The organism is Verrucomicrobiota bacterium, from assembly GCA_038744685.1.
GTDB lineage: Bacteria > Verrucomicrobiota > Verrucomicrobiia > Opitutales > Puniceicoccaceae > Puniceicoccus.
Genome location: JBCDMB010000005.1, coordinates 147,273 through 158,539, shown reverse-complemented (window position 1 = coordinate 158,539; position 11,267 = coordinate 147,273). Strand labels below are relative to the sequence as shown.

The following is an 11,267-nucleotide window of genomic DNA, read 5'->3' as shown; positions in this document are numbered from 1 at the left end:
TCCTCTTATGTCGATATAGGATAGATCCGTGTCGTGCATCCCAATCTTGCAGCACAACACTGAACGAAGGTACAGCCTTTTTTACGAAAAAATGTAAGCTCCCAAATGGGCTCTCTAATTATGCAATGGCATTAGGGTTTATCCCTCGATGACGGAGCCCGTAAAATCCACCTATTATCGAGGCGTAAACCTACTTCGCTCTGCGAGCTACGGAAGGTCAAGAGTCTCTTCCTACAGAAACTCTAGAGGCTACCCCTCGTGCCTCTTCAAAGCAATCGAGGTATTGTGTCCGCCAAATCCGAGGTTGTTGGTGATCGCAACATCCACTTTACGGTCGATCGCCTCGTTGGGAACACAGTCTAGGTCACAATCCGGGTCGGGTTCTTCGTAGTTGATCGTGGGAGGGATCATTCCGGTTTCGATAACTTTGCAGCAGGCCGCGGCTTCGATTCCCCCCGCTGCGCCGAGAAGGTGGCCCGTCATGGATTTCGTCGATGACATAGCCAGTTTCTTTGCGTGGTCCTCAAAAACCTTCTTAATCGCGAGTGTCTCAAACTTGTCATTGTACTTTGTCGAGGTACCGTGCGCGTTGATGTAATCCACGTCCGATGCTGCAAGCCCGCCATCCGCTAGAGCGTTCTCGAGGGCCTCTGCCAATCCCTTACCCTCGGGATCCGGCATGGTAATATGATGCGCGTCACAAGAGGCAGCATAACCCGCTACCTCACAATAAATTTTCGCTCCTCGGGCCTTCGCCGATTCTTCGGACTCGAGGACGAGAATTCCTGCCCCTTCTCCCATAACAAATCCATCCCGGTTTAGATCGAAAGGCCGGCTCGCTTTCTCAGGGGTATCGTTGAAAGAGGTGCTCATGGCCTTCATCGAGCAAAACCCAGCGTAACCCAGCCGTGTGATCGCAGCTTCACTACCGCCAGCAATCATGATGTCGGCCCGACCCGTCCGAATCATTTCGGTTGACTCCCCGATGGAGTGGGAACCCGTCGCACAAGCACTGACTACCCCAAAGTTGGGTCCCCGAGCGTTGATCTCGATCGCCACGACGCCCGACGCCATATTGGCAATCAATGCGGGGATCATAAAAGGAGAGACTTTCCGCGGGCCTCGCTCGAAGAGCCGAAACGACTGTTCTTCGATGGTTTCCATTCCCCCGATCCCTGATCCAATCAGAACACCTATGCGGGAGGGATCAACACTTGAAGGATCCAGCGAAGCATCCGTTAGGGCCAGTCGGGTTCCCGCAACTGCAAACTGCGTGTAGCGATCGTTTCGTCGGGCCTCCTTTGGGTCCATGTACTCGGACGCATCAAAGTCTGTGACTTCTGCACCGACTTGGCTTGCGTATTCCGATGCGTCAAACCGCGTGACCCGGCCAATACCCGGTTTCCCGGCCAGTAGTGAGGCCCAGTAGTCGTCAACGTTGCTCCCGAGGGAGCTTACGATTCCAAGGCCCGTTACAACTACTTTGCGTCTTTCGGCTTCCGGGCTCATCGCACTGCATACCAAACGAGAGAAGCCTCTCCCGCCGGCCTAGGAGGACTTGCTCTTCAGATATTCGACAACACTGCCAACCGTCTGGAGCTTTTCCGCATCCGATTCAGGGATTTCCCCATTGATCTGGTCCTTGAATTCCTCTTCGAATGCCATAATCAACTCGACCGTGTCCAGTGAATCGGCACCTAAATCGTCTAGAAAGGAAGCTTCAGGAGTCACCTGCTCTTCATTCACGTTGAGCTGGTTGACGATAATTTCCTTAACTCGTTCCTCGGTGGTTTTGTCTGCCATAGTCCTTGTGCTTAAAAGGTTTGTGAAAGAAACGAAAAATCACATGACCATACCACCGTCAACCGTAAAAACCTGCCCGGTGATGTAGCCAGCAGACGGTCCAGCAAGGAAACCGACGATCGCCGCAATATCCTCTGCGGAGCCCATTCGCTTCAGAGGGATCATCTTGAGAATATTCTCCTGAATCTCCTCAGAAAGTTCGTTGGTCATATCCGTTTGGATAAATCCAGGCGCAACGGCATTTACCGTGATGGACCGAGCCGCGAGCTCCTTGGCAAGGCTTTTGGTAAAACCGATCATACCCGCCTTCGCAGCAGCGTAGTTCGCCTGCCCCGCATTCCCAGTGAGACCGATCACCGAAGAGATGTTGATAATTCGACCCCAACGTCTGCGGGTCATGGGACGGACCAGATTCTTCGTCCAATTGAAGCAACTTTTGAGGTTGGTCTGTAACACCGCGTCCCAATCCTCGTCACTCATCCGGATAAAAAGCATGTCACGGGTAATTCCCGCATTGTTTACCAGAACATCAACGCATTCATATTTCTCGAGAATCTTCTCCGAAACTTCCGCCACTGCTTCCGCATCGGCCACGTCGCATCCGTAGGCCTCAGCTTCTCCTCCCTCACTTCGCACAGCGTCAACTGCACGGGAGGCAGATTCCTCAGAGCGTGCAACACCGATCACTCTGTAACCCGATTTACCGAGTTCTTTGGCGATCGAAAGCCCAATTCCACGACTGGCTCCAGTCACCACTGCGGTCTTCTTTACTTCAACGTCATCTGACATGTCACCACCCTGTCTCCAAAACCGCTATCGGGCTAGGAAAAATTTGCAGGTTGGTACTACTTCACGTTTACCCTCGGGATTGAGCTTCAAAACGAATCCTGACTCCGGAGCGTTTGATATGGATAAAACCACCAAGAAACCCAAACTGCTGTCATGTCCAAAAGAGTCAGGCTTCAAAAATTCATTTCCCAAGCTGGGATATGTTCCAGGCGGAAGGCTGAGGACCTGATTCGCGAAGGCCGGGTAAGCGTCGACGACAAAGCCGCTGAGCTAGGGCAGACCGTAGACCCTGAAAAAGAAAGGGTCTTTATCGATCAAAAGCCTGTAGTTATGGAGGAGAAGCCTCACCTCACTCTGATCCTGAACAAACCGCGTCACTACGTCTGCACTCACTCCGATCCTCACCAAGACGAGACTGTCTTTGACCTTCTTCCCAAACAGTGGCGCGATCCGCGACTCGTCTGTGCAGGGCGATTGGATAAAGATAGCGAGGGGCTTCTGGTGCTTTCCACTGACGGAGAATTAGTCCAGCGGCTGACTCATCCTTCCCGCCGAATCGTTAAACGATACCTCGTAAAGGTTCAGCGGGACCTCGAAGCAGCAGATGTCCCTAAATTACTGCGTGGGAGGACGATCGAGGGTCAGTGGCTACAGTTTGATAAACTGGTTCCGCCGAAAGGACTCAGAACAGAGTTTGAAGTGCATCTCGACCATGGAAAAAAGCGGGAAATTCGGCGACTTCTCGAATCCTTTGGCTACCTAGTGAAACGCCTGAAACGCACCCAAGTCGGTGGATTAAAAATGCGCGGGTTGGCGCGAGGACAGGCAAGACCCCTTCGGTCGCCCGAAATCAAGGCCATGCTTTCGGAAAAGTATCGAAAGGAAGAGTGAGTGAATTTACCAACCCTGAGAGGCACCTGGAGGCAAGTATTTCGGCCTGCTCACAGGAGATCCCACATTATTCAGTTGTTCCCATCCAACAATATCGCCTATTCTCTGCACTCACTCACTCACCTTTTTGTCAATCCAGGTCATGAAACTTGCATTTCTCCTCTTTTCGTCTCTCGGGCTGGTTCTGTCCGTCAATGCCGAGATTGAAATCCTTTACCTTTCTCCCTCTGAGAGTTCTCCGGTTCTCGGCTCTGTTTCGACTGGTTCCGAGCTTTACGAATCTGCGGTCCCGGTTGAGGGTAAGGAGCCTTGGATGGAAATCACGAGGACCGACTTCTTTAGCGGTTTCATTGCTCAAGACAGCCTAACTCCTGAAGGCACTGTCGAGGTTGGAACTTCAGTTCTTCTCACGCCATCCCGCACTGGACAGGTGCTTACTACGGTTGGAGAAGAAGACGAAGTGACCATCAACCTTGTCGATGACTGGACCGAGATCACCATCTACAAATCCGTTCCCGGTTATTTCATCCCTGCAGACGCAAAACCGGTTCCAGCATCGACCCCTCCAGACTCAGCTCTTGGCCGCTCCAGAATCACCTATGCGAACGATCCTCTTCTGCGGCGTGCGGAGGGGACTAGATACGTAGCGCCCCGTCCCACCCCGCAAACCCAAATCGCAGTATCGGAGCCGATTGCTGCTCGGGCGACCACACCATCAGCCGTTCCCTTGACGGGTTTTGAAGAAGCGGATACCCTCAATCCCGCCTTTGGTCGCACGGCACCTGATGGCAATTCAAGGGGATTCACCTTGGGTGCTGGGTCCACGCCGATTCCGCAGAACACCGCAGCACCCTATCTTGACGCCCCGCTAGAAGCACCCACCTCAATCGCGACGATCCCGGAACCGACTGTCGAGACCCCTGCTCCGCGAATTGTCCCACCGACTCAAGCACCTGCAGTAGACGCTCTTCAGGCGGAAGAATCAGGGGCCCTGTTTGAAGAGCCCGACACTGACATTCTTCCCGTTGAAGAAGTTCCAGTCGAATCGATGGCGGTGTCCGACGCTGACGACCAAGCGGCGTTACAAGATGAGGCTCTTGATGCAATTGAACCCTTAGCGGGAGACATTTCCGGAACCGGAGATTCCGAAGCCGAAGTCATCCCGCTTGCTCCAGCCGCAGTTGTCACGGGAACGGTCGCGGCTCCAGAGCCCATCGAGACTGCCAGCGATACTCCAGTTGAAGAGACACCAACGGAGATCGTGGTAGTGGAAGAAGAAGTCGAAGTAACCACCGAAGTGGCGGAAGCCATCGTTCCGGGCATCTCGCAACCCATCATCGAAAACGAGCCTCCTTTGATTCCCCCCACGGATACGAACCGGATTTACCTGGGTAGAATGCAACGCACGAGCAAAGGTTTCTGGGGATCAAAACCGCCCTATGATTTCGAGCTGCTGAATTACGCGGGCGACAGGATCGCCTACGTCGACCTTTCCGAGATTCCTACAGGGAGCTATGACAAATTCACCGAACAGATAGTTCAGGTGTATGGAACGCTGCAGCCCTTCCCCGATGAAGACGTTCTCTTGATCAAGGCAGCCAACGTAACCCTCCGCTAGGACATTCCGAAGAGAACCCCGTGGAATTGATCGACGGTAACGCGATCGCTCAGGAGATCATCGCCGAAGTCGCTGAGGAGGTCTCTACCTCGGCAAAAAGCAAACCGCCAACCATAGCTTTTATTCGCGTCGGCGAAGATCCCGCCTCCGTATCCTACGTCCGCAAAAAGGAAAAAACAGCCGCTTCCCTCGGGATCGAAAGCCAGCTGCACCTTTTTCCCGACACCATTTCTAAGGAAGATTTATTTGCCGAGATCGACAACCTCAACGCGAATCCAGCGATTGATGGAATACTGGTTCAATCTCCCCTTCCTAGCCATATTTCAGACCAGGAGGCTTTCAATCGTGTCCATCCGTCCAAAGACGTTGATGGATTTCATCCCTCCAATTTAGGCAAACTTTGTCAAGGAGATGAGAGTGGTTTTGTCGCCTGCACACCTAGTGGTGTGGTCGAGCTCCTTTCGCGATCGGGAGTCTCCATACCCGGCAAACAGGTAGTGATTGTCGGGCGCAGCCTTATCGTTGGTAAACCCCTTTCCCTACTTTTTCTTCGAAGGCACCCGATGGGGGATGCGACTGTATCCATCTGTCACTCGAAAACTCCCGATCTCGCTGCGCTGACCCGCGAAGCGGACATCCTCGTGGCAGCAGTCGGTAGGCCCGAAATAATCCGCGGTCCCATGGTCAAACCGGGCGCCGTCGTCATTGATGTTGGAGTCAATCGCGTTCCGGATCCATCCCGGAAGTCCGGCTATTCGCTCAAAGGAGATGTCCACTTTCCCGAAGTTTCTGCCCTAGCCTCCCGGATCACTCCAGTTCCTGGAGGAGTGGGACCGATGACTGTTGCGATGCTCATGCGAAATACCGTCAAGGCTTGGCACTTGGCTAATGGAAGTGCATGAGCCTTCCGGAAGATCTTGATGATCCGCAGAATACCGCGGAAAAATCCCTAACGGAACCTGCTGGCATCGGTGCTCGATTCGGGGCTCTCTGCCTCGATATGATCCTCATAATTCTGGTATTCGTAGTTCTGCTGACTCAAGTCGTTTTTCCCTTCTACTATCCAGGTGCTATGGATGAACTTCAGGAGTGGCTCGAGTACGTTGAGGAAAGTGGGGATGAAACCGAGCCTCCTCCCATGGGCGAAAACCTTCAAGAAGCGTTCAAGTCCTCGAACGTTTTATCGTTCTTCTTCATTTTCCTTTATTTCGCGTTTGTCCCTGTTTTTATGGGAGGAGGTACGCTCGGCATGAGAATTTTTAATCTTCGTATCCAAAATAGGGACAAATTGGCCCCGGCGTCGATAGGCTCATTGATGATCCGAAGTGCAGTTAAGACCTTTTCCATCCAGGTCTTGTTTTTACCCTATTTGACCCTGATTGCCTTGGCCAACTTCCTGGTCGCACTCACCAACCCCCGTCGCGCCACCATCCACGATATGTTTGCCCGGACAGTGGTCGTTCGAGGACCTGCGTTCTCCCGTTCATGAAACTGAAGGACAGAATTTTGATCGTAGATGACGAGCCGGTAAACGTTGAGGTTCTCCAGCGAAAGCTGGAGAAAACCGGCTACGAAGTCAGGACGGCGACCAACGGTTTCGAGTGTTTGGATGAGGTGAGAAAAGAGGCTCCCGACATCATTCTACTCGATATCATGATGCCGGAAATGGATGGCGTCGAAACCTGTCGACGCCTAAAAGCGGATCCCAAAACCGCCACCATCCCCGTGATTTTTGTTACGGCAAAGATGGACAAGTCCGACAAGATTTCCGGGCTCGATCACGGAGCGATCGACTACATTACCAAACCGATCGACATGGAGGAGACGATGGCTCGTGTCCGAACCCATCTGAGGTTGAAGATGATGCATGACGAAAACCTTGAGTTGCAGCAGCGGTTGGAAGAGGCCCGCCGCACCGCTGCCGTTGGTAGCATGACGCAGGGGATCGCACACAACCTCAACAACCTGCTCGGAGTAGTTGTTGGCTATCTGGATCTTCTGAAACTCAGGACGAGCCAGCCGGACAAGTTGGAAAATGGGATCGCATCCATGGAGAAAGCGGTCAAACGCATGGTCGATCTTGTCCGCCAGCTGAGCTTGATGGCGACCGACGAGCCGGTCACGAGCGCTCGTGCGGGGATCGCGCAGTGCGTGACCAACGTGATTGATCGGACAACTCGCAAGTCTGAATCCGGAGCACAGACGGTTACGGTCAAAGACAACCTTCCCACGGATTTCGAAATACACACTTCACTGGAAACACTAGAATCCTGTTTTGAGCACCTGATCCGCAATGGCATTGAAAGCTATCCCGAAGGAACGCCAGCAGACGATCGCAAGGTAGCCGTCACCCTGAATTTACTCAGGGAGGGAGCGGATCGGCAAATCGAGGTTCTGGTTCAGGATGAGGGAACGGGTATTCAGCCATCAATAAGCGACAGGCTATTTGATCCGTTTGTCTCCACGAAAAACTCCGTTGGGCGAGGTTTCGGACTCACCGTGGTCAAGCATTCCGTTTCTCGATTGGGAGGGGGAGTAACCATCGGACCGAACGGATCTGAACCTGGGACCTGCGCCGTTCTGCGCATTCCCTTTGATTCCGAATGAACTCCCACGGGAAAACTCTCCCACCCACCCTTTTTGTTGGAGCGGGCAGGATGGCTTCTGCCATTGTCCGAGGCATCCTTGATAGCGGACGAGCCGGTCCCGAAAAACTCTATTGCACCTGTGGGAACGACCTAACTGGACAGCACCTCGCAGAGGCAACGGGAATCCATTTTGCAGAAGACCCTGGGAGCATTTTATCCACAGTAGACCTCTTCTTACTCGCCTGTAAGCCGCAGCAATTGAAAGACCTCCCGGCTTCACTCTTCACAGGCACATCCGGCAAGCTCGTTGTTTCCATTCTCGCGGGAATCCCAATCAACCGCCTTTCTGCCCTTTCTCCTCTAGCCCGCAACGTAGTCCGCGTCATGCCCAACACCCCGGCCCAAATTGGAAAGGGCATATCGGTTTATGCCAGTCGCGATCCTCTTTCCGAGGAGGATCAGTCGATCGTTGAGTCGCTCCTTTCCTCAATGGGAAGTGTTGTCTCACTTCCCGAAGATCTTATGGACGCGGTGACCGCACTGAGCGGCAGCGGACCCGCCTATCTATTTGAATTCACCCGAATCCTGACAGAGGCCGGAAAGGATATCGGCCTTTCCAATGAAGTTTCGTCTGAACTCGCACGTCAGACAATTATCGGATCCGCAGCACTCATGGAATCGAGAAGCGACGCTACTCCGTCAGAATTGGTCGATGAGGTCACTTCTCCTGGTGGAACTACAGAAGCTGCCTTACAATCGTTCGGAAATAATTTTGAGCGAGTAGTGGTTGAGGCGCTAAGGGCGGCACGGGACCGCAGCCGCGAACTTTCCTCACTCTAGTAATGGCGCAAAAGATCATTCCCAGCCTCCCTCATCGTGCCTCTCAATTGAAGCACGATCTCTCGAAGAAGAAAATTCTTGTAACCGGTGGAGCAGGATTTATCGGCAGTGCCCTCGTATGGGCCCTGAATCAAAAAGGCCTTACCAACATCGTCATTTCTGATTTTCTCGGTTCCGATGAAAAGTGGAAGAACCTTGTACCCCTGCGCTTTGACGACTATCTCGAAGCCGACTCCCTTCTCGAAAGGGTGCGCTCGGGAAACGATTACCTAAAGAGCTTTCATACTGTCTTCCATCTGGGAGCCAACTCCAGCACGACTGAAACGAACGCCCGGCATCTCATCCAAAACAACTTCGAGTTCACCAAACTCCTTTCCTACGCAACCCTCGGGCAGGGGAGTCGATTTGTCTACGCCTCTTCTGCTGCCACTTACGGAAACGGCGAATCCGGAATGAGCGATCAGGCAGACGATCTATCCATTTTTCGCCCGCTCAACATGTATGGATATTCCAAGCACATGTTTGACCTTTACGCGAAGAATAACGGATTCCTCGAAGAGGTTGTCGGGCTCAAGTACTTCAATGTTTACGGGCCCAACGAACAACACAAGGGAGACATGCGGAGCCTCGTGATCAAGGCCTACGAACAATTGGAGGCCGATGGTTGCATAAGGCTCTTTCGCAGTCATCGGCCTGACTACAAAGACGGTGAACAGATGCGGGATTTCCTTTATGTTAAGGATGCTGTGAAGATGACCATTCATCTCGCTGAAACCTCGAAAGCCGGAGGCCTATTCAATCTCGGGTCGGGAGAAGCAAACACTTGGATCCGGCTGGCCAAAGCCATCTTCAAAGCGGCAGGAAAGGAAGAGAATATCGAGTTTATCGACATGCCCGAAGCTTTGCGGGATAAGTACCAGTATTACACCTGCGCCAATGTCGATAAGCTCCGGGACTCCGGTTATGAAGAGGCGATCACTGTTCTGGAAGATGCTGTAGGCGACTATGTCCGTGAATATCTTATCCCTAGCAAGCGACTCGGTGATTAACACCCCGCGCAATGCTCTTCACCGCCCTTGAGATACTATAAAAGAGAAGAAATCACCCGCTGAAGAGAAACTTTGAGAGCGGTTTCTGAATCCCTAAAGTAATAACGAATCTAGATGAAACTAGCCTCTTGGAACGTAAACGGACTGCGCGCATGCTTGAAAAAGGGCTTCACGGAATCAGTAGCGGAATTGGATGTGGATTTTCTCTGCCTTCAGGAAACCAAGCTCGGGCGAGACGCACCACCAGAACTCGATCTCCCAAGGCTAGCCCACAGAGTATTTCACAACGCCGAGAAACCCGGCTACTCCGGAACCGCGATCCTCTCGAGTAAGAAGCCCAATTCGATCGAAACGGATTTAGGAGACTCCAAATTTGCAGGTGAAGGCAGGGTGATCGCAGCCGAATTCTCCGACTTTTATCTCGTGAATTCGTACGTCCCCAATAGCCAGGACGGCCTTCGGAGACTTGTCTACAGATGCAACAAGTGGGAGCCCCGCACCCGTGACTACTTACTAAGTCTCTCCCAAGTAAAACCCGTCCTCTATTGCGGAGACCTGAATGTCGCGCACAAGGAAATCGACATTGCCCGTCCTCAGGCCAACCGGAGAAACGCTGGATTCACTGACGAAGAACGTCAGGAGCTCACCAATCTCATCGAAGCCGGGTTTATCGATACGTTTCGTCACTTTCACCCCAAAGCGACCGAACGCTACTCGTGGTGGAGCTATCGAGGAGGTGCCCGCCAGCGAAACGTGGGCTGGCGCCTTGACTACTTCCTAGCATCGGAATCCGCCGCGAACCACCTCGTGTCGGCCGATATCCTCGATAGTGTCGAAGGTAGCGACCATTGTCCGGTAACGCTCGAAATTCGATAGGACGATTGGCAAGCGAATGGATATCAGTATCACTCCGCGAAGGCCGCCGCTACGGGACTCCGCTCAAAAACTACTTCCGGTCCAACCGCAGTTCTTTGCGGCCTTCCTCTAAAATACCGGAAGGTAACCCGAACTCGCGGACCGGGTTTCCATTGACAACAACCGCGAGATAGAACCCGTCCAACTTATCTCTTGCTTGAGCAGGTGCACCAGAGGCCCAAACGTAGCCTGCCTGCAAACGCGTTTCCCTAAGGGGCACCCGATCACTTTCCAAAACAATCTCCTCCCGGTCGACTAGCTCTTTGATCTCGAAAGTGCCTTTCACCCACTCGTCGCTTTTCCGGTCTTGCGTTTCGTAGTAGGCAGTCCTTTCCACTCGCATCGCCCAGCGGATCTTTAGATTCTCCAGGTTCTGCCCGGTTCGGTTTTCAATCTCGACCTCATAAAAACCGTCCTTTTCTTCGATGATCACACCGCCTCTCGTCGAACGAGTTTCACTCTCATCCTTTCGCCGAGCGGTGATCTTGAACTCACGCTCATTGGCCAAGACCTGACTCGAAGCCCAATCAGCGATGAACTCTTGGTCTTTCTTGGAGAGACTAATGATCGGGATCGTGAACCGCTGACCGTCTTCCCGACGGATTTCAACGGAATCCCCGTCCACCGATTCGATAGACGCCCGGATCGTCTGCCCATTATTATTGGTGAAAGTTCGAAGATCACTGGCTTCGACCAAAACCAGACTGCCAGAGCCCAGAAAGGCGCTGAGACATACTACAACGGATACGAACCTCAAGTGTCTCCTACCCATGA

At 52.8% G+C, this 11,267-nt stretch carries 12 protein-coding genes; 8 read left to right on the top strand and 4 right to left on the bottom strand.

The window, feature by feature from the left end; genetic code table 11:
- Nucleotides 1–249: 249 nt before the first annotated feature.
- The 3 genes from fabF to fabG are packed head-to-tail and all read right to left on the bottom strand — an operon-like array spanning nucleotide 250 to nucleotide 2,592.
- A complete protein-coding gene (fabF, locus tag AAGJ81_05275; protein MEM0965541.1) occupies nucleotides 250–1,509 on the bottom strand; it encodes a beta-ketoacyl-ACP synthase II in 1,260 nt (419 codons plus the stop codon).
- A gap of 39 nt (nucleotides 1,510–1,548) precedes the next feature.
- A complete protein-coding gene (locus AAGJ81_05270; GenBank protein ID MEM0965540.1) occupies nucleotides 1,549–1,803 on the bottom strand; it encodes an acyl carrier protein in 255 nt (84 codons plus the stop codon).
- 39 nt (nucleotides 1,804–1,842) lie between these two features.
- A complete protein-coding gene (fabG, locus tag AAGJ81_05265) occupies nucleotides 1,843–2,592 on the bottom strand; it encodes a 3-oxoacyl-[acyl-carrier-protein] reductase (protein MEM0965539.1) in 750 nt (249 codons plus the stop codon).
- Between the two features lie 153 nt (nucleotides 2,593–2,745).
- Between fabG and AAGJ81_05260 the strand changes: the two genes are divergently transcribed.
- The 8 genes from AAGJ81_05260 (at nucleotide 2,746) to AAGJ81_05225 (ending at nucleotide 10,454) form a co-directional block, all read left to right on the top strand.
- Nucleotides 2,746–3,483: a pseudouridine synthase gene (locus tag AAGJ81_05260; protein MEM0965538.1), complete on the top strand. Its 738-nt coding sequence runs from the start codon at nucleotides 2,746–2,748 to the stop codon at nucleotides 3,481–3,483.
- A gap of 142 nt (nucleotides 3,484–3,625) precedes the next feature.
- Nucleotides 3,626–5,101, top strand: a complete 1,476-nt coding sequence (locus AAGJ81_05255; protein MEM0965537.1) for a hypothetical protein — start codon at nucleotides 3,626–3,628, stop codon at nucleotides 5,099–5,101.
- A gap of 20 nt (nucleotides 5,102–5,121) precedes the next feature.
- Nucleotides 5,122–6,003, top strand: coding sequence for a bifunctional methylenetetrahydrofolate dehydrogenase/methenyltetrahydrofolate cyclohydrolase FolD (folD, locus tag AAGJ81_05250; GenBank protein ID MEM0965536.1), 882 nt, complete (start codon nucleotides 5,122–5,124; stop codon nucleotides 6,001–6,003).
- Nucleotides 6,000–6,590: an RDD family protein gene (locus AAGJ81_05245; protein MEM0965535.1), complete on the top strand. Its 591-nt coding sequence runs from the start codon at nucleotides 6,000–6,002 to the stop codon at nucleotides 6,588–6,590. Before folD ends, AAGJ81_05245 begins: the two co-directional genes overlap by 4 nt.
- The gene (locus AAGJ81_05240; protein ID MEM0965534.1) at nucleotides 6,587–7,708 is read left to right on the top strand and encodes a hybrid sensor histidine kinase/response regulator; all 1,122 of its coding nucleotides are present in this window, start codon (nucleotides 6,587–6,589) and stop codon (nucleotides 7,706–7,708) included. Before AAGJ81_05245 ends, AAGJ81_05240 begins: the two co-directional genes overlap by 4 nt.
- Nucleotides 7,705–8,529, top strand: coding sequence for a pyrroline-5-carboxylate reductase (gene proC, locus AAGJ81_05235; protein MEM0965533.1), 825 nt, complete (start codon nucleotides 7,705–7,707; stop codon nucleotides 8,527–8,529). The genes AAGJ81_05240 and proC overlap by 4 nt, the downstream gene beginning before the upstream one ends.
- 2 nt (nucleotides 8,530–8,531) lie before the next feature.
- Complete coding sequence (rfaD, locus tag AAGJ81_05230) at nucleotides 8,532–9,578, top strand: ADP-glyceromanno-heptose 6-epimerase (protein ID MEM0965532.1); 1,047 nt, start codon at nucleotides 8,532–8,534, stop codon at nucleotides 9,576–9,578.
- A 114-nt stretch (nucleotides 9,579–9,692) separates the two neighbouring features.
- Nucleotides 9,693–10,454 (top strand): exodeoxyribonuclease III, encoded by a 762-nt coding sequence (locus tag AAGJ81_05225; GenBank protein ID MEM0965531.1) that lies wholly within the window; start codon nucleotides 9,693–9,695, stop codon nucleotides 10,452–10,454.
- Nucleotides 10,455–10,524: 70 nt separating this feature from the next.
- Here AAGJ81_05225 and AAGJ81_05220 read toward each other — a convergent pair whose 3' ends face one another.
- The gene (locus tag AAGJ81_05220) at nucleotides 10,525–11,265 is read right to left on the bottom strand and encodes a hypothetical protein (GenBank protein ID MEM0965530.1); all 741 of its coding nucleotides are present in this window, start codon (nucleotides 11,263–11,265) and stop codon (nucleotides 10,525–10,527) included.
- Between the last annotated feature and the right edge of the window lie 2 nt (nucleotides 11,266–11,267).

What these genes read in the sequence shown, in the direction of transcription:
- fabF (MEM0965541.1), bottom strand. Translation starts at nt 1,509, where the DNA reads ATGAGCCCGGAAGCCGAAAGACGCAAAGTAGTTGTAACGGGCCTTGGA.
- AAGJ81_05245 (MEM0965535.1), top strand. Translation starts at nt 6,000, where the DNA reads ATGAGCCTTCCGGAAGATCTTGATGATCCGCAGAATACCGCGGAAAAA.
- AAGJ81_05240 (MEM0965534.1), top strand. Translation starts at nt 6,587, where the DNA reads ATGAAACTGAAGGACAGAATTTTGATCGTAGATGACGAGCCGGTAAAC.
- rfaD (MEM0965532.1), top strand. Translation starts at nt 8,532, where the DNA reads ATGGCGCAAAAGATCATTCCCAGCCTCCCTCATCGTGCCTCTCAATTG.
- AAGJ81_05220 (MEM0965530.1), bottom strand. Translation starts at nt 11,265, where the DNA reads ATGGGTAGGAGACACTTGAGGTTCGTATCCGTTGTAGTATGTCTCAGC.
- AAGJ81_05270 (MEM0965540.1), bottom strand. Translation starts at nt 1,803, where the DNA reads ATGGCAGACAAAACCACCGAGGAACGAGTTAAGGAAATTATCGTCAAC.
- proC (MEM0965533.1), top strand. Translation starts at nt 7,705, where the DNA reads ATGAACTCCCACGGGAAAACTCTCCCACCCACCCTTTTTGTTGGAGCG.
- fabG (MEM0965539.1), bottom strand. Translation starts at nt 2,592, where the DNA reads ATGTCAGATGACGTTGAAGTAAAGAAGACCGCAGTGGTGACTGGAGCC.
- AAGJ81_05225 (MEM0965531.1), top strand. Translation starts at nt 9,693, where the DNA reads ATGAAACTAGCCTCTTGGAACGTAAACGGACTGCGCGCATGCTTGAAA.
- AAGJ81_05260 (MEM0965538.1), top strand. Translation starts at nt 2,746, where the DNA reads ATGTCCAAAAGAGTCAGGCTTCAAAAATTCATTTCCCAAGCTGGGATA.
- AAGJ81_05255 (MEM0965537.1), top strand. Translation starts at nt 3,626, where the DNA reads ATGAAACTTGCATTTCTCCTCTTTTCGTCTCTCGGGCTGGTTCTGTCC.